The sequence below is a fragment of the Pseudoblastomonas marina genome, assembly GCF_014641655.1.
Lineage (GTDB): Bacteria > Pseudomonadota > Alphaproteobacteria > Sphingomonadales > Sphingomonadaceae > Alteriqipengyuania_A > Alteriqipengyuania_A marina.
The window spans coordinates 512219-534554 of record NZ_BMID01000001.1 but is presented as its reverse complement, the minus strand read 5'-3'; the positions used below and the strand labels follow the sequence as shown (position 1 = coordinate 534554).

17 protein-coding genes and 1 other RNA gene are annotated in these 22336 nt (G+C 64.8%); 9 read left to right on the top strand and 9 right to left on the bottom strand.

The window, feature by feature from the left end; translation table 11 throughout:
- Nucleotide 1: 1 nt before the first annotated feature.
- Nucleotides 2-739, bottom strand: a complete 738-nt coding sequence (locus IEW49_RS02565) for a TorF family putative porin (protein WP_188641211.1) — start codon at nucleotides 737-739, stop codon at nucleotides 2-4.
- A 132-nt stretch (nucleotides 740-871) separates the two neighbouring features.
- On the opposite strand from IEW49_RS02565, the gene IEW49_RS02560 reads away from it, so the two are divergent.
- On the top strand, nucleotides 872-1675 hold the full coding sequence (locus IEW49_RS02560) for a metallophosphoesterase family protein (protein ID WP_188641210.1): 804 nt from the start codon (nucleotides 872-874) through the stop codon (nucleotides 1673-1675).
- On the top strand, nucleotides 1672-2982 hold the full coding sequence (locus IEW49_RS02555) for a UDP-glucose dehydrogenase family protein (RefSeq protein ID WP_188641209.1): 1311 nt from the start codon (nucleotides 1672-1674) through the stop codon (nucleotides 2980-2982). The genes IEW49_RS02560 and IEW49_RS02555 overlap by 4 nt, the downstream gene beginning before the upstream one ends.
- Before the next feature lie 3 nt (nucleotides 2983-2985).
- On the opposite strand, the gene IEW49_RS02550 is transcribed toward IEW49_RS02555, so the two are convergent.
- Both IEW49_RS02550 and IEW49_RS02545 read right to left on the bottom strand, forming a co-directional pair.
- Complete coding sequence (locus IEW49_RS02550) at nucleotides 2986-3573, bottom strand: hypothetical protein (RefSeq protein WP_229658049.1); 588 nt, start codon at nucleotides 3571-3573, stop codon at nucleotides 2986-2988.
- A 115-nt stretch (nucleotides 3574-3688) separates the two neighbouring features.
- Nucleotides 3689-6955, bottom strand: a complete 3267-nt coding sequence (locus IEW49_RS02545) for a S41 family peptidase (RefSeq protein WP_188641207.1) — start codon at nucleotides 6953-6955, stop codon at nucleotides 3689-3691.
- A gap of 213 nt (nucleotides 6956-7168) precedes the next feature.
- On the opposite strand from IEW49_RS02545, the gene IEW49_RS02540 reads away from it, so the two are divergent.
- On the top strand, nucleotides 7169-7666 hold the full coding sequence (locus IEW49_RS02540) for a YbjN domain-containing protein (protein ID WP_188641206.1): 498 nt from the start codon (nucleotides 7169-7171) through the stop codon (nucleotides 7664-7666).
- On the opposite strand, the gene rnpB is transcribed toward IEW49_RS02540, so the two are convergent.
- The 3 genes from rnpB to IEW49_RS02525 all read right to left on the bottom strand — a co-directional run bounded on the left by rnpB (nucleotide 7665) and on the right by IEW49_RS02525 (nucleotide 9424).
- Nucleotides 7665-8043: RNase P RNA component class A (gene rnpB, locus IEW49_RS02535), an RNA gene on the bottom strand. The genes IEW49_RS02540 and rnpB overlap by 2 nt on opposite strands.
- Before the next feature lie 6 nt (nucleotides 8044-8049).
- The gene (locus IEW49_RS02530) at nucleotides 8050-8772 is read right to left on the bottom strand and encodes an N-acetylmuramoyl-L-alanine amidase (protein WP_188641205.1); all 723 of its coding nucleotides are present in this window, start codon (nucleotides 8770-8772) and stop codon (nucleotides 8050-8052) included.
- A 7-nt stretch (nucleotides 8773-8779) separates the two neighbouring features.
- Entirely contained in the window at nucleotides 8780-9424 is a 645-nt protein-coding gene (locus IEW49_RS02525) for a histidine phosphotransferase family protein (RefSeq protein ID WP_188641204.1), read from the bottom strand.
- A 102-nt stretch (nucleotides 9425-9526) separates the two neighbouring features.
- Here IEW49_RS02525 and IEW49_RS02520 point away from each other — a divergent pair, with 102 nt between their 5' ends.
- Entirely contained in the window at nucleotides 9527-10483 is a 957-nt protein-coding gene (locus IEW49_RS02520; RefSeq protein WP_188641203.1) for an RluA family pseudouridine synthase, read from the top strand.
- A 140-nt stretch (nucleotides 10484-10623) separates the two neighbouring features.
- The gene (rpoH, locus tag IEW49_RS02515; protein ID WP_188641202.1) at nucleotides 10624-11514 is read left to right on the top strand and encodes an RNA polymerase sigma factor RpoH; all 891 of its coding nucleotides are present in this window, start codon (nucleotides 10624-10626) and stop codon (nucleotides 11512-11514) included.
- Between the two features lie 166 nt (nucleotides 11515-11680).
- Here the strand turns inward: rpoH and IEW49_RS02510 are convergent, their stop codons facing one another.
- Nucleotides 11681-14350: a TonB-dependent receptor gene (locus IEW49_RS02510; RefSeq protein WP_188641201.1), complete on the bottom strand. Its 2670-nt coding sequence runs from the start codon at nucleotides 14348-14350 to the stop codon at nucleotides 11681-11683.
- Between the two features lie 361 nt (nucleotides 14351-14711).
- Here IEW49_RS02510 and mtgA point away from each other — a divergent pair, with 361 nt between their 5' ends.
- Nucleotides 14712-15380 carry a monofunctional biosynthetic peptidoglycan transglycosylase gene (gene mtgA, locus IEW49_RS02505; protein ID WP_188641200.1) on the top strand — a complete coding sequence of 223 codons (669 nt, stop codon included), beginning with the start codon at nucleotides 14712-14714 and terminating at the stop codon, nucleotides 15378-15380.
- Here mtgA and IEW49_RS02500 read toward each other — a convergent pair.
- Together IEW49_RS02500 and IEW49_RS02495 are read right to left on the bottom strand one after the other, a co-directional pair.
- The gene (locus IEW49_RS02500; protein ID WP_188641199.1) at nucleotides 15377-16483 is read right to left on the bottom strand and encodes an alkaline phosphatase D family protein; all 1107 of its coding nucleotides are present in this window, start codon (nucleotides 16481-16483) and stop codon (nucleotides 15377-15379) included. The two genes, mtgA and IEW49_RS02500, sit on opposite strands and share 4 nt — an antisense overlap.
- Before the next feature lie 2 nt (nucleotides 16484-16485).
- Nucleotides 16486-19932 (bottom strand): TonB-dependent receptor, encoded by a 3447-nt coding sequence (locus IEW49_RS02495; protein WP_188641198.1) that lies wholly within the window; start codon nucleotides 19930-19932, stop codon nucleotides 16486-16488.
- 411 nt (nucleotides 19933-20343) lie between these two features.
- On the opposite strand from IEW49_RS02495, the gene IEW49_RS02490 reads away from it, so the two are divergent.
- From IEW49_RS02490 to IEW49_RS02480, 3 genes are all read left to right on the top strand, one after another.
- Nucleotides 20344-20913, top strand: a complete 570-nt coding sequence (locus tag IEW49_RS02490; RefSeq protein WP_188641197.1) for a sigma-70 family RNA polymerase sigma factor — start codon at nucleotides 20344-20346, stop codon at nucleotides 20911-20913.
- Nucleotides 20910-21650, top strand: a complete 741-nt coding sequence (locus tag IEW49_RS02485) for an anti-sigma factor (RefSeq protein WP_188641196.1) — start codon at nucleotides 20910-20912, stop codon at nucleotides 21648-21650. Before IEW49_RS02490 ends, IEW49_RS02485 begins: the two co-directional genes overlap by 4 nt.
- Nucleotides 21651-21739: 89 nt before the next feature.
- Nucleotides 21740-22312 carry a fasciclin domain-containing protein gene (locus IEW49_RS02480; protein ID WP_188641195.1) on the top strand — a complete coding sequence of 191 codons (573 nt, stop codon included), beginning with the start codon at nucleotides 21740-21742 and terminating at the stop codon, nucleotides 22310-22312.
- Nucleotides 22313-22336: the final 24 nt, after the last annotated feature.

The following is a 22336-nucleotide window of genomic DNA, read 5'->3' as shown; positions in this document are numbered from 1 at the left end:
GCTAGAACCGGAAGGTCACGCTGCCGACAACGGTATCGTCGGTCAGGCCGTCGATCCCGGGCGCGTCGTTGCCGACATATTCGAGCTTGGCCGAGAGCATGGGCAGGAACTGGTAGCGGACGCCGGCCGACCAGTCGGTTCCGCTGTCGCCTGCACCGACCAGCGATTGCGCCGACAGCGGACCGTCCGAATAGCCGACATGCGCGTCGAAGCTCAGCGGGCTGAACGGCAGTCCGACTTCGGCATCGGCAGAAAGGTAGAGATTGTCGTCGCTGCCGAGCGAATCCTGGTCGGGCGCATAGGCCGCGCCCAAACGCAGCTTGGCCGGGCCGAGCACGCCGACCACTGCGGCATAGGGCTCCCAGTAATCGGTCGCGAGCGCGCCCGGCGCACCGACATAGATCCGCCGCGCGACCCCGACATCGAGATCGACCAGCGGCAGCACCGAACCGCTCCACCCGGCATAGGGCTCGAATTCGAGATCGGCGAATTGCGGCGCACCGTCGACCGAATAGGCCGATACCCCGCCGTAGAAGCCGGTCGCGTGGCGCAGTTCGCCCCACGCCTTGCCCGCGACATCGCCGTCCGAGCGCGAAATGCCGCGGAAACGATAGTCGCTCATCAGCTCGACCCCGCCCGAGACTTCGAGCAGCGGCGGCGGGTCGGTGTCGTAGCTGTCCTGCGCGATGGCGGGGGTGGCAAGGAGGCAAAGGGCCGTCAGGCCGAGGGCAAAGCGCATGTCGAGGTCTCGCTGGACAGGGGGGCGGATCGCCCGCGGTTCTAGAGGATCGCGAATCGCAGGCAAGCGTTGCCCGCATGGCGATGTCTTCCTATATGCCGCGCGCACCTGAATATGGTGCGACCAAACACCATGCTGTCAGCCCTTCGCAAACTCAAACGCCCCAAGGCTCCCGAACCCGTCCACGCCATCCCGGCGGGGCAGCGGGTCTATGCCGTGGGCGATATCCACGGGCGGCTGGACCTGTTCGATGCCCTGCTCGAAGCGATCGACGCGGACGACGCGGCTCGCGCCGATGCCGAAGTCACGCTCATCCTGCTCGGCGACCTGATCGATCGCGGACCCGACAGCTCCGGGGTGATCGCGCGCGCACGCCAGCTTTGCCAGACCGGCCATGTCCGGATCCTGATGGGCAATCACGAGGAAATGTTCCTCGACAGTTTCGAAGACGTCGAGGTGCTGCGTCACTTCCTGCGCTATGGCGGCCAGGAAACGCTGCTCAGCTACCCGGTCGACCGGAAGGCCTATCGTGCCGCCACGCGCAGCGAAGTGCTCGAGATGATGAAGCGCGCCGTGCCCGAGGAAGACCGCGAATTCATCGCCGGGTTCGAGGACATGGTGCGGATCGGCGACTATGCCTTCGTCCATGCAGGTGTCCGACCCGCCATCCCGTTCGAGGAACAGCGCGCGCACGAATTGCGCTGGATCCGCGAGCCGTTCCTCTCGCACCGCGACGCGCATGACGCGATGGTCGTCCACGGCCATACGATCAGCGACGAGGTCGAACACCGTCCCAATCGCATCGGGATCGATACCGGCGCCTATACCACCGGTCGCTTGACCGCGCTCGGCCTCGAAGGCACCTCACGCTGGCTGATCGAGGCGCGCGAAAGCGAAGCCGGCGCACCGGAAATCTCCCACAGGAGTCTGCTATGAAAATCGCAATGGTCGGATCGGGCTATGTCGGCCTGGTTTCGGGCGCCTGCTTCGCCGATTTCGGCCATGACGTGGTCTGCATCGACAAGGACGAGAAAAAGATCGCCGCGCTCGAGAACGGCGTGATGCCGATCTACGAACCGGGTCTCGATGCGCTGGTCGAAACCAACGTCAAGGCGGGCCGCCTGTCCTTCACCACCGACCTCGCCGAGGGGATCGACGGCGCGGATGCAATCTTCATCGCGGTCGGCACGCCGAGCCGCCGGGGCGACGGCCATGCCGACCTCACCTTCGTCTACGCGGTGGCGAAAGAAATCGGCGCGACGCTCAGGAACGATGCAGTGGTGGTCACCAAGTCGACCGTGCCGGTGGGCACCGGCGACGAGGTCGAGCGGATCCTCGCCGATGCAAAGCTCGACGTGCGCACCGCGGTCGTCTCGAACCCCGAATTCCTGCGCGAAGGCGCCGCGATCGGCGATTTCAAGCGGCCCGACCGGATCGTGATCGGCACCGACGACGAGTTCGGTCGCGACGTGATGAGCGAGGTCTATCGCCCGCTCTACCTCAACCAGTCGCCAATCCTGTTCACCTCGCGCCGCTCGGCCGAGCTGATCAAGTATGCCGCCAACGCCTTCCTCGCGACCAAGATCACCTTCATCAACGAGATGGCGGACCTGTGCGAGAAGGTCGGCGCGAACGTGCAGGACGTCAGCCGCGGCATCGGGATGGACAACCGCATCGGGGCGAAGTTCCTTCATGCCGGTCCCGGCTATGGCGGTTCGTGCTTTCCCAAGGACACGCTCGCGCTGCTCAAGACGGCCGAGGATTACGAAAGTCCGACGCGGATCGTCGAGGCGGTGGTCAAGGTCAATGACAGCCGCAAGCGCGCGATGGGCCGCAAGGTGCTCGACGCGCTCGGCGGCGCGGACAAGGCGCGCGGCAAGAAGGTCGCGCTACTTGGCCTGACCTTCAAGCCGAACACCGACGACATGCGCGATTCGCCCGCGATCGCGGTCGCACAGACGCTCACCGATGCCGGGGTCGAGGTCGCGGCGTTCGATCCCGAGGGGATGGAGCAGGCGCGGCCGCTGATGCCCGAGGTGACGATGGTCGACGGCCCGTACGAGGCGATCGAGGGTGCCGATGCGGTGGCGATAGTGACCGAGTGGGACGCGTTCCGCGCGCTCGACCTCAAGCGGATCAAGGACCTCGCCAAGGCGCCCGTGCTGGTCGACCTGCGCAATATCTACGATCCGCAGGACGTCCGCGACGCCGGGTTCACCTACGCCAGCATCGGACGCGGCTGAGGGTCAGCGAATCTCGAACCCGGTGACGGTCATCCGCGCCGGGCCGGTCGCATAGACGCCGTGGCCGCGCAGCACGTCCGAGCCGAGCACGAAGCCGACCTTCGCCGTATCGCGCTTGGCCGCCTCGAACAGTTCGGGCGCGACCGCGGGATTGCGGTATCCGACCGAAATCCACTCGGGATCGTCGAGCGAGATGCGGATTTCGTGATTGCCGCGCGATAGCTGCTTCACCTTCGCCGTGGGCGCGTACCAGCGATAGAATTCATACCGCCCGCGTGCGCTCCAATTGTCGCCGCGGCGCTGGAAGAACAGCGAGATCGCGCCCGGCTTGTCGGGCTCCTGCTGCGGGACGAAGCGCGTCCCCGGTTCGGCATCGATGCGATAGCGCATGACGATCTCGGACTTGCCCTCGAGCGAGCCCGGATCGAAGGTCACATAGTGGACGTGGCTGCGCGGCGTGGTCGGGAAGTCGATCGCGATCCCCGCGTCGGTGCTTTCGGGCCGGGCCGGCATGCCGACCGAATAGTTCTTTCCCTTGATCCACGGGCCGATGGTCCAGTCGCGATCGACCGTGACACCGGCGAAAGCCACCGTCGCGCCGCCGACGAGCGAAAGGGCGCCAAGGAGAGGTGTTAATTTCTTCATGCAGTTTTATTAACAAAGGGGCGCTTGCTCGATCCTGAACAAGCGCCCCTTCGCAACCGGATCAGTCGCCCAGCTCGGTCGGGTAAGGCGGCGTCCAGTTGGGATCGCGCGCCGGATTGCGCTCCAACTCCGCGAGGATGTAGGCGATCGCCGCGTCGAGCTGGGTATCCTCGCCGCGGTCGAGCGCGAGCTGGTCGAGTTCGACCCGCATATCGGGCGAGACGCCCTCGTTCTCGATGCTCCACGTCCCGTCGGGCTCGAAGAAGCGGAAAAACGGCACCACCAGGAAGCCGCCGTCGATCAGATTCGGATTGGCGCTGATGCCGATCAACCCGCCCCAGGTGCGGGTGCCGATCAGCGGGCCGAGGCCGGAGGCGCGGAAGGCATAGGGCATCCAGTCGCCGCCCGAGCCCGCGTCCTGGTCGATCAGCATCGCCTTCGGGCCCCAGATCCCCGAGCCGGGGGTCGACCAGTTGAGGCCTTCGCGATCCTTCCACCCGGCGAGGTATTCGCGCCGCAGCACGTCGATCACGTAGTTCGCCGCCTGCCCGCCGCCGTTCGAGCGTTCGTCGAGGATCAGCGCCTTCTTGTCGGTCTGCGCGAAATACATGCGGTTGAAGAAGGTGTACCCCGCATCCGCGGTGTTCGGCATGTAGACATAGGCGACCTTGCCGCCGGTCTTTTCGTCGACATAGCGGCGATTGTCCTCGACCCAACTCCACAGCCGCAAGGCGCCTTCGTTGCGCACCGGTTCGACCACCGAGGTACGGCGCTCGCCATTGGGCGTGCTCGCCACGGTGAGCGCAACCTGGGTGCCGGCCGAGCCCGACAGCGCCTCGAAGATATTGTCGCGCGCGGTCACCTCGCGGCCATTCACCGCGAGGATGTAGTCGCCTTCCTTCACGTCGACACCCGGGGCGTCGAGCGGCGCATCGATGAACGGATTCCACTGTTCGCCGTCGTAGATCTTCTTGATCCGGTAACGCCCGTTTTCGAGGCGGATATCCGCGCCCAGCAGCCCCGGGCTCGAGGATCCGCCCGACCAGACGTCGCCCCCGCCCACGCGGTTGTGCCCGACCTGCATCTCGCCGATCATCTCGACCAGCAGCTCGTTCAGGTCCTCGCGCCGCCCCACATGCGCGAGCAACGGTTCGTAGCGGCGCTTGATCGCCGCCCAGTCGAGGCCGTGCATGTTGGGATCGTAGAAGTAGGCCTGCTCCATCCGCCACACGTCGTTGAAGATCTGGCGCCATTCCTGCGCCGGGTCGACATAGAGCTTGAGGCCGGAAAGGTTGAGCGGCGTGGGATCGAGCTTTTCGCCCGCCTTCGACGTCATGAACTCGCCGCCGGGCTTGGCTAGCAGCAGCGTTTCGCCCTTGGCGTCGATCTGGATGCCGGTGATGCCGCTCGCCACGGTCTTGGCCTCGCGCTCCTCGAAATCGAAGCGATAGAGCTGCGATCCGGCCTGCGGCGCATCGCCCGGCGCATCGTTGCGATCGCCCGCCTGTTCGAGCGCGACGTAATAGAGGCTGCCGTCCTTCGCCGTGGCGAGGCTGGTGTAGAACTGCTCGGCCACAGGCAGCGAGATCATCCGCCGGCGAAGGTTTTCGGGATCGACGACCGGGTCGGCTTCGTCCTTCTTCTCCTCCTTGTCCGCGTCCGGCTTCGCGTCGCCATCGGCCTCTTCGTCGGCGAGGATCGGGGCGAGCGGGCTCTTGCCGTCCTTCTCCAGCACCAGCGCATAGATCCCGGCGCGGTAGGGCTGCTCTTGCGAGGTCATGTCGAGCCCGAGCGCCTGCGGCCCGGCATTGGTCGACGCGGTGAAGAACAGCAGCTTGCCGTCCTTGGAGAAGGTCGGCGAACCGATATCGGCGAACTCGCCGGTCACCGGATAGGTCCGCCGCGTGGTCAAATCGTAGAGATTGAGCGCGGCGTTATAGGTCGCGCCGCGGGTGGTGTAGGCCAGCCAGCGACCGTTCGGATGGAGCGCGGCGTCGAAATCGCCGTTGCGCCGGTCGGTCCGGGCAACCGTCCAGCTCGTGCCCGCCGCGACATCGAGCGCGCGCAGCGAAAGCTTGTTGTCGGCATAGATCAGGTATTTCCCGTCGCCGCCCCAGTCGACCAGCTGGTAGAAATCGGGACCGAGCGCGACGCGCCGCGCGGATTCGATCCCGCTCTGGTCCTCGATCACCAGCGCCTGCCCGTCGCCATCGTCGGTGATATAGGCAAGCTTGGTGCCGTCATGCGACCAGATGCCGCTGTAATTGCGCTCCGCCGCGCTGGCCGAGATATTGCGCGTGCTGCCCTTGTCGGTCGGTACGGTGAATACTTCGCCGCGCGCGGTGATCGCCACGCGCTGGGCCGAGGGCGAGATCGCCACGCTCTCGATGTTGTCCGACACGTCCTTCCACTGCTTCTGGCGCTGCGGCAGGTCGGGCGACAGCGCGATCGGCAGCGTCCGGGTCGATCCGCTCGCGACCGTGAATTCCTTCAGCTCGCCGCCCGCCTCGTAGACGATCCTGCCGTTCCTGCCGTCGGCATTGCGGACGTCCCAGGTCGTTTCGCCGGTGACCTTCGCGACCGATCCGTCGGCCGGGTTCCAGCGATAGACGTTGAACACCTTGTCGGCGGCGCGATCGGACAGGAAATAGAGCTGGCCGCCCATCCAGAACGGGTCAAACTCGGTCGAGCCCTCGCCCGAGATCTCGCGCAGTGCGCGCGCGTCGGGATCGACCACTTCGATCGAAGGCTGGGTGCCGCCGCGATAGCCGCGCCAGCCCGACGATCCGCCCCACAAGCCGTTATAGCCCGAGACCCCGGGCACGTTGGCGAACAGTTCGCCGTCCTCCGAATAGCTGCCACCGACGCTGCGCATCTCGGACATTTTTTCGGGGAAGCCACCGACGACCGACACGGTGTAGATCGCCCCGGCGCGCCCGCTGCGGGTCTCGCGCGCGGAAGCGAACACGACCGAGCGGCCATCGGGGGTGAAGCCCTGGACGTTGTCGTTGCCCGGATGCCAGGTGAGCCGCTTGGGGGTCCCCCCGCTCGCCGCCACCACGAAGACATCGTAATTACCGTCGTAATTGGCGGAGAAGGCGACCATCGATCCGTCGCTCGAGAAAACGGGATCCCGCTCGTCCGCCGCATGGCTGGTCAGCCGCCGCGCATTCGATCCGTCGGGGTTCGCGATCCAGATGTCGCCGGCATAGGCGAACACCATCTGATTGTCGGACAATGCCGGATCGCGCAACAGCTTGGTCTGCGCCAGCGCGGGCGTCACGGCCACGCTCGAGGCCAGCAGCCCCGCCATCATCCACTTCATCATCGAGTCTCTCCCCCTCTGTTTGGAGGGGAGATTGCCGCTTTCCGGCGAAATTGAAAAGACTCTTCGCCGTCGGGCGATCGCGGGGCGCGGCCGGGATGCGTCAAACGATGGGTCGCTTGTGAGAGATGTCCCGTCACAAAACGTCAGGAAGCCGCACCTTGCGACCCCGGTGCATGACCAATAGGCTCCAGCCGAACAGACCAGGGGAACACCATGAAGAAAATCGCTTTCGCTGCCGCCGTCGCACTGCTGGGTCTCGGGAGTCCTGCCGTCGCCCAGGACAGCGATTTCGATTCCCGCGAGATGATTCCGTATTTCACCAAGACCAACCTCGAGACGATCGCCGCGCAGCTCGAGCCGACTAAGACCGAATGGCGACAAATCGGCGACGGCGAGGAATCGCTCGTCATCACCTTACCTAGCGGCCTGATCGTCATCGCGAAGGCCGCCGGTTGCGGGTCGGGCCGCTGTGTCGGGCTGTCGCTGACCGCACTGTGGCAGAAAAAGGAAACTCAGAGCGACGCCGAGGTCCATGATGCCCTCGCTACCTTCAACGATACCGCCGTGCCGACGGCTTTCCTGCAACGCAACGGCGTGATCGCGATGACCCATTACGTAATCGCCGATTACGGCATCCCGCAGGGCAACATCGTCGTCATGCTCGAAGTGTTCGATGCCTACGGCCAGCGCCTCTCGGAAATCCTCAGATAATGCCAGGGGGCCTGTAAGCCGGGTTCTGTCCCGCCAGACGGCGGGGGCAGCCATTCATCTAGGCGACGGATCGCTCCGCCGCTCGAGCAGCCAACCCGGGCACCTCGGGTCGAAACGCCCCTGCCAGCGAACTGGCGCGGTGCCCCTATTCGGCCTTGCTCCGGGTGGGGTTTGCCATGCGGAGACCGTTACCGGCCCCCCGGTGCGCTCTTACCGCACCCTTTCACCCATGCCTGTGCGCTTTAGGCGCCATCGGCGGTATACTCTCTGTGGCACTGTCCCTGCGGTTGCCCGCGGCGGGCGTTACCCGCCACCCTCGTTTCACGGAGCCCGGACTTTCCTCGGTGCTTGCGCAACGCGGCTGCCCGGCCCCCTGGCAGGGCCTATCTAGCGTTCCCGCGGTCGCGATCCAAGAGCAGTTCGAACAGGATCGCGCGGACTTCGCCGTCGATCTCTCCGTCGATCTTGCGCGGGCGCCAGCGGCGCTGGAACGCCTCGACCGCCTTGTGACCGTTGCTGATGTCGTAGCCGAAGCGTTCGAGCGCGAGGTAGAAGGCGGCGTCATTGTCGAACGGATCGCCACGCTCGAGCTTTTCCGGGCGCGGCAGGCACAGGCCATATTCGGCGAGGCGGTCCCACGGGAACAGCTCGCCCGGATCGATCTTGCGTTCGGGCGCGACGTCCGAATGGCCGACCACGTTGGCACGCGGAATGTCGTAATCCTTCACGATCCGCGCCACCAGCGGGACGAGCGCTTCGAACTGCGCCTCGCTGAACTCGCGATAGCCGTATTTGTGACCCGGATGATCGAGCTCGATCCCGATCGAGGCCGAGTTCACGTCCTTGATCCCGCGCCAGTAGGATACGCCCGCGTGCCACGCGCGCTTGTCTTCGGGCACCAGGCGGATGACCTCGCCCTGCTCGCCGATCAGGTAGTGCGCCGAAACCTTGGTCTCGGGATCGCACATTCGTTCGAGCGCGAAACCCTTGTCCTCCATCTCGGTGTAGTGGATCACCAGCATCGAGATCGGCAGCGTCCGCTCGTCCTGGTTGGGTGACGTTACCTCGCGGTGGACCAGTTCGTCGTTCGGGCGCTCCTCGCTCATGCCGCGATCACGCCTCGCGGACGATCGCGCCGAGGATCAAGGCATTGTCCTGCAGCTGGTACTGGATTCCGCCGCCATGCTGGGCCGCGAGTCCGTGGATCATCGCGGCGGGCGCGGTGCGCGGGGTGATCGCATCGACCGGCAATTCGCCCTGCAGCGCGCGGCCGATCTCCTCGTCGAACGCGATGCGCGTTCCTTCGGCGCGGATCGCGATCTCGGTCGTCTCCCCGTTCTGCTCCGCCCCGATATCGAGCGAACCGCCGCGCACCAACGCGTCGATCGCGATATGCGAGAGGTTGAGCAGGCATTTGACCGCGGGCTTGGGGAGCGAGGCGCTCTGCACCTGCCAGTTGAGTTCAACGCGGCCATTATCCTCGGCCAGCGCCTGAATCAGCGCGGCGGGCTCCTCGGACGGGATCTGGTAGTCGAACCCGCCGGCCGAGCCATAGGCGAGGCGGAAGAACTTGAGCTTGCCGGTGCTGATCCGCGCGCTCTGTTCGAGCAGTTCGACGCAGCGGTCACGCATTTCCGGATCGTCCTCGCTCGACAGCAATTCGAGGCCGTTGCTGAGCGCGCCGACCGGGCTGAGCAGGTCGTGACAGAGGCGGGAACAAAGCAGGCTGGCGAGATCGATACGGGTATAATCAGTCATGTAGGCGAAGCGTCCGATGTGAGATGGGTCGCGGGGTGCGCGGCAAGGTTTACGCGGCTTTAGCGTTGGCCTGCGCGATTGGAAAGCATAGGGCATCGAACCGTGGACAATGCACGCATCCTGACAGGAACGCTTCCCCCGGAGGTCGCGCGGCTCGACAAGGCGCTGGCCGAGGCGTCGGGGCTGTCGCGCGGGCGTATCCAGGCGCTGATCGCCGAGGGCCGGGTGCAGGTCGCGGGAGCACTGGTGACCAGCGCCTCAGCGAGGACCGGGGCCAATGCGAGCTACATAATCGACGTACCGCCCGCCGCACCGGCAGAAGCGCAGCCGCAGGACATCCCACTCGACGTGGTGTTCGAGGACGAACACCTGATCGTCGTCAACAAGCCCGCCGGGCTCGTCGTCCACCCGGCGGCGGGCAATCGCGACGGCACGCTCGTCAACGCGCTGCTGCATCATTGTGCGGGGCAGTTGTCGGGTATCGGCGGGGTCGCACGCCCGGGGATCGTCCACCGGATCGACAAGGACACCAGCGGCTTGCTGGTGGTCGCCAAGACCGATTCCGCGCATGAAGGCCTCGCCACGCAATTCGCCGACCATTCGATCGACCGCGCCTATATCGCTTTCGCCGGCGGCAAGCCGAAACCCGCTTCGGGAACGGTGGCCGGGCGGATCGGACGCTCGGACCGCAACCGCAAGAAGATGGCGGTGCTGCCCGACGGTACGACGCGCGGGAAGCACGCGGTAACGCATTATTCGACCACCGCGACCTACCCGCATTGCAGCGAGATCGAGTGCCGGCTCGAGACCGGGCGCACCCACCAGGTCCGCGTTCACTGCGCGTCAATCGGTCATGCGCTATTGGGGGATCCACTCTACGGAAGGGCTCCGGCCCCGCTTCGCCCGATTCTCAACCGGCTCGGCTTCCAGCGCCAGGCGCTCCACGCCGCCGAACTCGGTTTCGCCCACCCGGCAACAGGCGAACGCGTGGTTTTCCGCGCCGATCTGCCCCGCGACATGCGGGAACTTATCGACGAAATAGCCCGTTTTGATCGATGAAACCATTGGCGGTTTCGTAACGAATCCGTCTATAACGATAGGTCCTGCGACCGCAGACGATCGGATGCCCATCAGGGGTCCGGCGAAGTCGGTCGGCAAACGAAAGGTTTAGGGAAACAGTGACGACCAAGACGAAAGGTATGAGCGTTCCTGCGTTGAACGGGGAACAGAGCCTCAACCGCTATCTCACCGAAATCAAGAAATACCCGATCCTCACGCAAGAGCAGGAATACATGCTCGCCAAGCGTTACGAGGAGCACGAGGACACCGAGGCGGCGGCCCAGCTCGTCACCTCGCACCTGCGCCTCGTGGCGAAGATCGCGATGGGCTATCGCGGCTACGGCCTGCCCGTCAGCGACCTCATTTCCGAAGGCAATGTCGGCCTCATGCAGGGCGTCAAGAAGTTTGAGGCCGATCGCGGCTTCCGGCTCGCGACCTATGCGATGTGGTGGATCAAGGCCTCGATCCAGGAATTCATCCTGCGCAGCTGGAGCCTCGTGAAGATGGGCACCACCGCGGCGCAGAAGAAGCTGTTCTTCAACCTCCGCCGGATGAAGAAGAACCTCGACGCCTACGAGGACGGCGACCTTCACCCCGACGACGTCAAGCAGATCGCGACCGATCTCGGCGTTCCCGAGCAGGAAGTGGTCAACATGAACCGCCGCATGATGCGCGGCGGCGACGGTTCATTGAACGTGCCGATGCGCAATGGCGAGGAAGGCTCGGGCGAATGGCTCGACTGGCTGACCGACGATCGCCCGCTGCAGGACCAGACCGTCGAGGAAGCGCAGGAACTCGACGTGCGGCGCGAGATGATGGCCGAAGCGATGGGCGACCTCAATGAGCGCGAGCAGCACATCCTGACCGAGCGCCGACTGACCGAGAACCCGCAGACGCTGGAGGAACTCTCCAAGGTCTACGACGTCAGCCGTGAACGCATCCGCCAGATCGAGGTGCGCGCATTCGAGAAACTGCAGAAGGCGATGAAGAACCTCGCAGAAACGCGCTACACCGCGCTGCCCGCGGCCTGACCCGCCCCACCTGACAACGATACCGCCGCGAACCTCCCCGGTTCGCGGCGGTTTCTTAATGCCGCGATAAAAAAAGGCGAGCCGCGCGATGGCGGCTCGCCTGCCAGTCTGACGAATCGCCCCCTCCCCGCCGGGCATCTCCTACCGGCGGGAGGGGTTGTTGTTATCAGAACCCGAAGGTCACCGTGCCCGAGATCGTGCGCGGGGCGCCGATCTGGGCAAAGGGTGGCGCGCTCGGATTGCCGCCGAACTGGCCCGCACCGATCACGTTGCCCTGGTTCAGGCCGCTGGTGAAGTTGCCGACATACAGCTCGTCGAACAGGTTGTAGACGTTGAACTGGATGAAGGTCCGGTCGTTCAGGCCGATCGCCTCGAGGCTCAGCCGGGCATCGAGATTGACCAGCCAGTACGCCGGCGTCTGCGCATCGTAGATTTCGTAGGGTGCAGCCGCCGTGCCGCCGTAGACCGGCAGGTTGGTGTCGTAGATGAAACGACCGCCGGTGCGCTTCGCGGTGAGCCCGATCTCGAACGGGCCGAACAGGCCACGGGCCTGTGCGCCATAGGTATATTCGGGCGCACCACCTTCACGGTTGCCGGCGGTGGCGACGAAAATTCCCTGACCGATGCTGGCGCACCCGAACGTGCCTCCGGTGACCTGCGCGGCGGTACAGGCACCCGACTGTACGTCGTCCTTGATCTCCGACTTGAGGTAGGAACCGAAGGCATAGAGCGCGAGCTGCGAGACCGGCTGCCACGCGACCGAGCCGTCGATCCCGTATTTCTCGACCTTGCCAAGGTTGCGATAGACCGAACGTTCGAGGATCGGATCGTAGGCCGAGGCGAGGCGGTCCTCGTAATTGGTGAACCAGCCGGTCACCTGCGCCTGGATGTTGCGGTCGCGGAAGCGGATACCGAGATCGAAATTGTCGGTGCGTTCGGGGTTCGGGCGCGCCTGCGGCGTGTCGGGGGCGAAGAAGAACGCGTTGTAGAGCGCGTCGGTACCCGGGACCTGCAGGCCCTTCGAATAGTTCGCGAAGACCGAGAACGGATTGTCGAAGGAGTAGACGAAACCGACATTGGGCAGGATCTCGTCATATTTCAGGATGCGTTGCTGCGGGCCCTGGACCGTCGGATTGAACCCGGCATAGGTCGCGTTGCGCGGATCGCCTTCGCCGAAGCAGTCGACGAAACCGCTATCGCTCGTGGTAAAGCAGTAATTGTTGAGATCGCGGGTGAAGAACGGCGCACGCACGCCGGCGGTGATGTCCAGCCGCTCGTCGAAGAAGGAACCGCGATATTCGCCCGAGACCTGGTTGAGGATCGCGTAGGACAGGCGGTCGCGCTTTTGCAGCACCGCGCTAGTTACATCCGCCAGCGGATCGTTGATCGGGAAGACGTCGAGCGGCTCCCCGCTGACATAGAGACCGCCGACTTCGCCGGTCTGACGATGCCGCGCGCGATCGTAGGTATAGGCGACACGGAAGGTGTGCGCGTCCGAGATGTCCCAGATCAGGTTGGCGATGACGCCGTAGCGATTGGTCTGGGTCTGGCTCGGCGCGAGCTGCGTGACTTCGTCGAGCAGGTCGCCGTCGCCGTTGAGGTCACGACCGAAATAGGGCCGGCCGCCGAGATATCCCGGGGTGCAGGCGACGTTGGCTCCGGTGGTGACGGTCGTGCAATTCGCCGCGCCGCCCGCCGGGTTGATGTCGAGGCCGCGTTCACGCGCGCCGACCGTACCGCCGCCATTGGCCTTCACGTACTGGTAACTGGGGTCGAAGGTCAGGCGGATCGAATCGGTGACCGTGAACAGCGAGGCCCCGCGGATATTGCCGGTGTTCGACGGGTTGTAGCGGCGGTCGAATTCGGTGCCGCAGCTGTTCGGCGTGTCGGCGACCCCGGTGCGCGCGACCTGGTTGGTCGTGCAAGGATAGTTGATGTCGTAACTCGCTTCGTCGCGAGTCAGCGGGAAACGATTGCCGCTGCCGGCACCGACCACGCGGGGCGCGGTGTTCGTGGCGCTCTGCGTCAGATCGGTGCGCAGCGGGACCGAGCCGAAGAAGTTGTTGCGATTCTGATTGTAGTGACCGGCGATCGAGATGAAGTCGTTGCCATTGCCCAGCGGCTGGTAGATCCGGGCATTGTACTGCTGCTTGTCGATTTTGCCGTAATTGTTGATCGGGTTGCGGTTCGAGGCGGTGCTCGCCGCAAAGAACGCGCGCGTGCCGAGCGGCGTGAATTCACCGGTATCGACCATGCCGAAAATGCGGAAGAAATCGAATTCGCCCGCCGAACCCGACAGGCGCACCCCGAACTCTTCTCCCGGCACGCGGGTTCGATAGTTGACGGTTGAACCCGTCGCCGCGGCGGTGGGACTATCGACGTCGGTCGTACCGAGGTTGACGTTGACCTGCTCGATCAGTTCGGGATCGAGCTGTTGGTTCGAATAGATCTGGTAATTGCCCGAATCGTTCAGCGGCACGCCGTCGAAGGTCAGACTGATACGGTCCTGCGAGAAGCCGCGGATATAGAGCTGCCCGCCGGCCGAGCCGTAGGCATCATTATTGGTGAAGCTGACACCCGGGACGACGTTGATCGAATCGAGCACGGTCTGGCCGGGAGCGTTCTTCGAGAGCTGTTCCTGCGTGAGCACCTGCTTGGCCTTCGAGGTATCGGGTACGACGATGCCTTCGACGCCGCGATCTTCGCGCGAACCAGTGATGACGACGGTGGTTTCGGCCTTTTCCTCGACCTCGGTGGAGCCGGTGGACTGGGCGAAAGCGACGGAAGGAGTAGCGAGCGCGACGACGGCGCACCCGGCCAGGTAGGCGATTTTCATGGCAAGTGATCCCATGGGCACGCGATGGGGCGTGCGTTGAAATTACACGAAAGGCGACTCGCACTATTCGCGAACCGCCCTTCGACCGCCCAAGTACTCACTATTCCATCGCGAGGAAATACGGTTCTATTTGCACTCTATCTCCACGTTACACTTTCATTGCGAAGCCATATATCGACTCTCATATGAAATGACGGATTTCATGGGCTTATTTGCCTCCCTATTACTTTAGTTAACTATCGAAGGTTAGCAGCATTTCCTTCGTCGCAACCGACTATTTCTTCCCATATGCAGCCATTTTGCAACGTACCCGCGCGGCTCCGTTGGCAAATTGACGAGCGCCCGTTAGAGCAGGTCCACCATGCTTCGGGTCGCCAAGTTCTTCGCCTCGCTCATCCTCGGCTTCGTCGCGCTCAGCATCGCGCTGGTGCTGCTCTTTGCAGTGGTGCCCCCGCCCGTTACCGCCACGATGGTGATGGATGAAAACGGCATCACCAAGGACTGGACCCCGTTGTCGCGGATCGATCGCGACATGGTCGACGCGGTGATCGCGGCCGAGGACGGCAAGTTCTGCTCGCATGACGGGTTCGATCGCGAGGCGATCGAGGAGGCCTATCGCCGCAACCAGCAGGGTGGGAGGATCCGCGGCGGTTCGACCATCAGCCAGCAGACCGCCAAGAACGTGTTCCTGTGGCAGGGGGGCGGTTACGCGCGCAAGGGGCTCGAGGCCTGGTTCACGCTGCTGATCGAGAAGATCTGGGGCAAGCGGCGCATCATGGAAGTCTATCTCAACGTCGCCGAGACCGGGATCGGGACCTACGGCGTCGAGGCCGGAGCCTATCGCTATTTCGGCAAGCCTGCGGCGCAATTGAGCGAGAGCGAGGCCGCACGCATGGCCGCTGCCCTGCCCCAGCCCAAGAAGCGTTCGGTCAAGAACCCGTCGGGATGGCTACGCCGCCACGGCAATAGCGTGGCGGCGCGCATCGGCGTGGTGCGCAGGGATGCGCTCGACGCCTGTATCTACGACTAGAAGCGGGCAGTCCGCTTTTCGAACGTCACGCCCTTGTCGCTGAGCAGGTCGAAAGTGACCTGGCGCTTCGCCCAGTCGATATCGACGACCCCGAAATTCTCCTCGCTCACCATCGGCGTGACGCGCCGGGGATCGGGCTCGCGCGTGCTCGCATCGGGGCTGACGAAGGCGAGGTTGAGCGAGGACGAGGTGAATTCCCACACCTCCTCGCCCAGTTCGGCCGGCGTGTCCTTATAGATCGCGCCCTGGTGCCGGTCGCCCGACAGCAGCACGATCCCACCGCCATTGCGCGCGCCGAGCATGCGCAGCAGTTTGGCCCGCTCGAGCGGCAGGCGCGACCAGCTTTCCCAGCGATGCGCCTCGGTCAGCACCTGGATCGACGACACCACGACGCGCAGGTCGGCCGGTTCGGCCAGTTCGTCCTGCAGCCACTGCCACTGGGCGGCACCGAGCATCGAAGCCCCGGGATCGGTGTTCGGTTCGTACTTGCCGAGATTCTCGACGAACTCGCCCGCGAGCAGATCGTCGCGGAAGTAGCGGGTGTCGAGCATGATGAACTGGACCCGCTTGCCGGCGGGGCCGACTGTGACCGAGTGGTAGATGCCCGGGCGCGAGCGCACGTCAGCCGGCGAACCCCAGAAGGTCTCGAACAGCTGTTCCGACAGGCGCTTGTATTCGAAGTCGCCGCCCGAGTCGTTGGGGCCGTAATCGTGGTCGTCCCACGTCACGAGCCACGGCACCTGCCGCCGCAGCGCGTTGAAGCCGGGGTCGGCGGCCTGGGTGCGGTAGCTCTGGCGGAAGGTCGACAGCTGCGCGTCGCCCGGCCAGTCGCTGTCGCCATAGACATTGTCGCCGATCATCATGAACAGCTGCGGATCGGTACCCGCGATCGTCGACCAGATGTCCTGCGACGCGGTTTCCTTGTTGCAGCTGCCGAAGGCGAAGCGGGTGATGACGGTGTCTTCCCCCAGTTCCGCATCGTCGACCGCGACGGTGAGCGGTTCGTTCGCCCAGTCGATTTCCTGCAGGCCCGAAACGCAAGCGGCCGCCCCCGAGAGGGCGGCCGCCGCGATGATCGAACGTGCGATCATAAGGTTGCGCATGATCAGAACTCGTACCGCGCGCCGACCTGGATCTTCCAGGCCGAGGCCGAGGTGGCGATGTTGTAGTAATCGTCCTGGTTGGCGTAGTCCGCCGCCCTGACCGGGCCGATCACGTAGCGACCCTGCGAATCGTAACCCGCATTCGCCACGCCGACATCGCCGGTGAAGCGACGGATGTTCGCGCCACCGTCGATCAGGTTCAGGAAATTGTCGAAGTCGACGAACAGCTCGATCTCGTCTTCGACGACACCGAACAGGCTGCCCGGACCCGGGATTTCCTGGCTGAAGCGCAGGTCGAGGTCGTACGACCACGGATTGCGGCAGGTGTTGCGCTCGATCGACTGACCGGGCGTGAACTCGCAATCTTCCAGCGTGCTGACGTAGTCGAGGACCGCCTGCGCATTGGCCTGGCTGGCCGGCGCGACGTTCGGATCGTTGGGGCCCGACGGGACGTAGAGCAGCGCGTTGAAGCTGCCCGACGAGCTGTCGTTGAAGACACCGCCGTTCGAGAACACGAGGCTGTACGGGCGACCTTCGCTGGCGCGGAAGAACACGCCGAGACGGGTGTCGAACTCACCGAAGAATTGCTCGCGGAAGCTCGTCGCCACGACGAAGTTGTGACGGGTCTCGTAGTTCGAGGTCGACACTGCCGGGTTCTGGCGATCGAACGCCGCGGTCACGTCGTAGGACGAGGTCGCGGTCGACGAGCCGACGTTGCGATTGTTCTTCGAGTCGATGAACGTATAGCCCGCGCGGAAGGCGATGCCACCGCCGTCGGTGAAGATGCCGCGATCGAACCGCTTGGTCAGCAGGAACGAGGCGACATGGCTTTCGTAGCCCGGGCCGTTGGTGAGCTGGATCTCGTCGTCGCGACCGGTCGCGAAGCACGGAGCGGTCACACCGGTGTAGACCGGGGGGGTGCCGCCGGTGCCCTGAAGTACGGCGTTACAGCCCGCATTGCTCGGGTCGATGGCGTCGTAGATCGGACGACCGTCGACCATGAAGCCGCCATTGCCCTGCGACGGGTTCGGCGTCTGCGACAGGTCGACGAAGTTCAGCGTGTTGTTGAACCGGCTGTAGATGTAGTCGAGGTTCACCTGCCAGTCGCTGAAGAAGCCGGTGTCGGTGAAATTGAGGTCGGTCTGGATGCCGATGTTCGCACGCGTCACGGTCGGCACGTCGAAATTCGGATCGGTCGACTGCGTATCGGCGAGGCCGGCCGCGGCCGAGGCCGAGCCCGAGTCGGTCACGCACTGCGGGAAGCCCGTGAACGAGCCGTTCTGCACGACGTCGGTCGGCGTGGTGGCACAGAACACGGAGGTCCCGAGCGCGCTCGAGTAACCGTTGTTCGAGAACGCATTCGAGTAATAGACCACCGGGTCACCGCCCGAGAACACGCCGACGCCGCCGGTGACGCGGGTATCCGCGAGCATGCCGTCGTTGAAGAACTCGTAGGTGAAACCGAGGCGCGGCAGGACCACCGGGTCGATCTGGCCGAAGCCGTTCGCATTGGTGAAGCCGTAACGATTGAAGAAGTTCGGGTTCGCCCGCGGCGCATCGCCGGAGAAGAACTGGAGACGCACGCCGCCGATCAGGCTCAGCTGGTCAGTCGCCTGCCATTCGTCCTGCGCGTACACCGAATAGATGTTGCGGGTGAAGGTGGCCGCAGCTTCGTTGATGTCGCCGGTCGGCGTGGCGTTGATGTCTGCGCCGTAGGCGGTGCCTTCGAAGATTTCCTGATTGCTCGGGAAGAAGTCGAAGCCGTTGCTGAGGATGCCGTCCTCGAAATCGTCGAGGTTGGCGAAGTACAGCGTGCCCGTCGCGTTGATGGCGAACAGGTTGTAGACTTCGAGCGAGTTCATTTCGGCACCGATCTTGACCTGGTGGTCGTCGAGATCGAGCTTGCCGAGCAGCTTGGCCTGGAAGACTTCGTTGGTCAGCGCGTTGGCCGAACGGAAGATGCCGGGGCCGGTGGAAAGCGCGCCGTAATCGTAAACCGGGTTGTTGGCGCTATCGAACACGAGGTTGCCGTTCGAATCGACACGCTGCTGGCGGGTACCGACCTGCAGGCGGACGGTCGGATTTTCCGACTGGGCTTCGCCGAAGCCGAACGGGCCCTGGACGTCGTTCACGTCCGACAGCGACATGCGCAGTTCGGTGCTGAAGCGGTCGCTCCAGTCCGAATAGACGCGAGCCGAGTAGTAGTTCGAGACCGTGCCCTCTTCCTCGAAGGAGTTCAGGCCGCCGAGCTGGCCGCCGCCGAAATCGGGTTCGACATTGCTTTCCTCGAGACGCTGGTAGCTGAGTTCGAGACGGTGATCGTCCGACAGCAGCCAGTCGATGCGACCGAAGTAACGCTCGTTCGATTCGGGCAGGGTGCGCGGGTAACCGCCGATATCCTGGCCGTAGACGTCGCGCGCGATCTGCGCGAAGCGATCGAAGTCGGACTGCGTGATGGCGTTGACTTCATTGGCGAAGCCGCCGCCGCGCGGACCTTCGTCATTGGCGTCGCCGAGGTCGGTCTGCTCGTAGCCGAACTGGAAGAAGAGGCGATCGGGAATGATCGGACCGCCGAGCGTGGCGCCCCAGCGCTTCTCGCTGCCCGAGCTGAGCGGACGGCCGTTGAGATCGTCGGCCAGCATGCTGTCGTCGTAATAGGTGTAGAAGGCCGAGCCGTGGAACTCGTTGGTGCCCGACTTGGTCACGACGTTGACGAGACAGCCGGTGAAGTCCGAATATTCGACGTCGAACGGCGCGAATTCGACCGAGGTCTCGCGCACCACGTCATAGGGGAGCGGCAGCGAGTTGCGCGCGGCGAAGGGCGTGCCGTTGAGGCCGAACACGTCGGCCTGGACGATGCCGTCGACGGTGAAGGTGTTGGTGCGATCGTTGCCGCCGAGGCAGGAGATGCGATCGACTTCATTGTCGCGCTCGAGGCTGACACGCGGGTCGAGGCGGATGATGTCGCGGACGTCGCGGCTGATCGACGGGAAGGACTCGATCGTCGCTTCGCCGAAGGCGGAAGACGGACCGACCGCGAGCTGGGTCAGGTTCACGCGGCTCGCGCTCACGACGATGGTGTTCGCGGCGGTCGCGCCGACCTGTTCGGCCAGCTCGAAGCTGAGGGCGGTGTTGCCCTGGATAGTGATGAACACGCCCTCGACGGTCTGGCCTTCGAAGCCCGGTGCGGTCGCAGTGATCGTGTACGGACCGCCGGCGGTCAGCGATTCGGCGCGGAAGCGACCGTCATTGCCGGTCGTCGAGGTCTGCGTGCGGCCGGTGCGCGTGTCGCGGATGACCACGGTCGCGCCGGGGATCGCGACGCCGTCGGCGCCTTCGACCGTACCTTCGATACCCGAAGTGATCTGCTGCGCGGCGGCCGGCGCTGCGGCCAGCGTGGCGATGCCGATGCCGGCGACGCTCGCGGCGAGGAAATGTTTGAGATGCATGAGTTTTAACCCCGTCTTGATGCTCCGAAACCGGGACGGTTCGGAAAAATTGCGATCCTGAAAACGTGTCGATCCCGCACCGGCAATGATTCGTCCCAAAACCGGTACAATGTTCTCTTTAGTGAACAGGACGGGTTCCGAAAACACCCCCGGGATGACGGTTTCATGACAAGTGTCCGACGAATGTGGTCGGTTCGGAGAGTCGTGAAATTTTCTGCGCGACACTCGCCTTCTGGCCTTCGGAAATTTCATCTTCACAATTGTTAGCGAACAGTTCGGAGACACGTCCTTTTAACACTGGTGTAAATTATGCTGCATTGCGGCATTTTTGCCACGCTGCCCGCCCGGCGGCTGTTCGATCGTTCCATCGCGTCATTGACCTCGTGCCCGGTTCGCGACATCCCTCCAGCGATGGCACAGGCGAGCGAACATGCCCGGAAACGTCTCAAGTCGTTGATGAAGCGTCTTGGCGCGGGAGATCGCGCCGCCTTTCCCGAAGTCTACGAAGCCACCAAGGTGAAGCTATTCGGCATCTGCCTGCGTATCTTGCGGGACCGAAGCGAAGCGGAAGATGCCTTGCAGGACGTATACGCCACACTTTTGAAGAGCGCGGATCGCTACGATCCCGAGCGGGCGAGCCCGATCAGCTGGCTCGCCACGCTCGCGCGCAACCGGGCGATCGATCGGGCGCGCAAGGGCGGCGTCCGTGCCAATGCCGCGCCGATCGGGGAAGCCGACATGCTCCCCGACGGCGTCCCGCTCGCCGACGAACAACTGATAGATGGCGAGCGCGATGCGCGCGTACATGGCTGCATCGAAACGCTGTCGGAAAACCAGCGCCGCCCGATCCGCGATGCCTTCTTCGGGGGGCGCACCTATGACGAGATCGCGCGAGCGGAAAACGTCCCCCCGGGGACGATGAGGAGTCGGATCCGCCGCGGGTTGATGCGCCTGCGCGATTGCATGGAGGATGGCGAATGAGCGAGATTCACCGCCTCGACGACGACAGCGACATGTTCGCCGCCGAATACGCGCTCGGCCTGCTAGGAGCGGAGGAAACGCTCGCCGCGCGGTCGCGGGTCGCCCGTGATGCGGTTTTCGCCGAACGGGTCGAGTGGTGGAACGCACGCCTCGCGCCGCTGCTCGACGAGCTCGGCGGCGTCGAGCCGGGCGAGGACCTGACCGCGCGCATCCTCGCCTTCGCTAGGGTGGAAGGCGGTACGCCCGCCTCGGCCGAGATCGTCCGGCTCCGCACCCGCGAACGGCGCTGGCGCTGGACCGCGGGGCTGACCTCGGCTGCCGCCGCGCTCGCGCTCGCCTTCCTCGCCACCACCCGCCTCGCCCCGCCCCCGGTCGATCCCGATCCGCCCGTGCAGGCCGGGGCGCCGCTGATGGCCTCGCTGCCGATCGGGGAGACCCAGCTGCGGCTTGGCGTGACCTACCTGCCCGGCAGCAGCGACCTGATCCTCGCGGCCGACGGGCTCACCGCGGACGGGGTGCACGATCACGAATTGTGGCTCGTCCCCCCCGAAGGCGAGTTGCAGTCGCTCGGCGTGGTCGCGCCGGGACAGCGGATGCGCGTGACCCTGTCTCCCGACATCGCGCGCAATATCGCCGACGGATCGCAATTGCTGCTGACCCGCGAACCGCTCGGCGGCAAGCCGGCCGAGGCCGACGCCGGACCGGTGGTCGCGAGCGGCGAATTCGCCGCCACCTGATTTTTTTCCGGACGCCGACGCATAAGTCGCGCGACCGGTCGCGTAGCTCCTCCCGCAGGACGGGAAACTTGCAATCCAAGGAGTTACCGATGCCCAAGTTGAACAAGCTGAAGGCCGTCTCGCTTTGCGCGATCGCCGCGACCACCGGCGTGGCCCTCGCCGGTGCGACCCCCGGCATGGCCTACGACCATCACAAGGAAGCCGCCGCCGCGAGCCAGCCGACCATCGTCGAAGCCGCGATGGGTACCGGCATGCACGAGACGCTGGTCGCCGCGGTCAAGGCCGCGGGCCTGGTCGAAACCCTCTCGAGCGAAGGTCCGTTCACGATCTTCGCCCCGACCGATGCCGCCTTCGCCAAACTGCCCGACGGCACCGTCGCCACGCTGGTGAAGCCCGAAAACAAAGCCACGCTGACCAGCATCCTGACATATCACGCGGTCGCCGGTGAAGTGACCAGTGCCGACCTGGTCGCGCTGATCGAACGCAATGGCGGTAGCGCGACGATCGACACGATTGCGGGCGGAAAGCTCACCGCGCGCCTTGCCGGCGACACCATCGCGATCACCGACGCCGCGGGCCGCACCAGCACGGTCACCAAGGCCGATGTCGACGTCTCGAACGGCGTGATCCACGTCACCGACGGCGTTTTCCTTCCGGGCTGATCCCCCTGGCCCGGCGCCTGCGCG

Excerpts from the sequence above, each read along its gene's own strand:
- IEW49_RS02565 (WP_188641211.1), bottom strand. The coding sequence starts at position 739 with ATGCGCTTTGCCCTCGGCCTGACGGCCCTTTGCCTCCTTGCCACCCCC.
- IEW49_RS02560 (WP_188641210.1), top strand. The coding sequence starts at position 872 with ATGCTGTCAGCCCTTCGCAAACTCAAACGCCCCAAGGCTCCCGAACCC.
- IEW49_RS02555 (WP_188641209.1), top strand. The coding sequence starts at position 1,672 with ATGAAAATCGCAATGGTCGGATCGGGCTATGTCGGCCTGGTTTCGGGC.
- IEW49_RS02545 (WP_188641207.1), bottom strand. The coding sequence starts at position 6,955 with ATGATGAAGTGGATGATGGCGGGGCTGCTGGCCTCGAGCGTGGCCGTG.
- IEW49_RS02540 (WP_188641206.1), top strand. The coding sequence starts at position 7,169 with ATGAAGAAAATCGCTTTCGCTGCCGCCGTCGCACTGCTGGGTCTCGGG.
- IEW49_RS02530 (WP_188641205.1), bottom strand. The coding sequence starts at position 8,772 with ATGAGCGAGGAGCGCCCGAACGACGAACTGGTCCACCGCGAGGTAACG.
- IEW49_RS02525 (WP_188641204.1), bottom strand. The coding sequence starts at position 9,424 with ATGACTGATTATACCCGTATCGATCTCGCCAGCCTGCTTTGTTCCCGC.
- rpoH (WP_188641202.1), top strand. The coding sequence starts at position 10,624 with ATGAGCGTTCCTGCGTTGAACGGGGAACAGAGCCTCAACCGCTATCTC.
- IEW49_RS02510 (WP_188641201.1), bottom strand. The coding sequence starts at position 14,350 with ATGAAAATCGCCTACCTGGCCGGGTGCGCCGTCGTCGCGCTCGCTACT.
- mtgA (WP_188641200.1), top strand. The coding sequence starts at position 14,712 with ATGCTTCGGGTCGCCAAGTTCTTCGCCTCGCTCATCCTCGGCTTCGTC.
- IEW49_RS02500 (WP_188641199.1), bottom strand. The coding sequence starts at position 16,483 with ATGCGCAACCTTATGATCGCACGTTCGATCATCGCGGCGGCCGCCCTC.
- IEW49_RS02495 (WP_188641198.1), bottom strand. The coding sequence starts at position 19,932 with ATGCATCTCAAACATTTCCTCGCCGCGAGCGTCGCCGGCATCGGCATC.
- IEW49_RS02490 (WP_188641197.1), top strand. The coding sequence starts at position 20,344 with ATGGCACAGGCGAGCGAACATGCCCGGAAACGTCTCAAGTCGTTGATG.
- IEW49_RS02485 (WP_188641196.1), top strand. The coding sequence starts at position 20,910 with ATGAGCGAGATTCACCGCCTCGACGACGACAGCGACATGTTCGCCGCC.
- IEW49_RS02480 (WP_188641195.1), top strand. The coding sequence starts at position 21,740 with ATGCCCAAGTTGAACAAGCTGAAGGCCGTCTCGCTTTGCGCGATCGCC.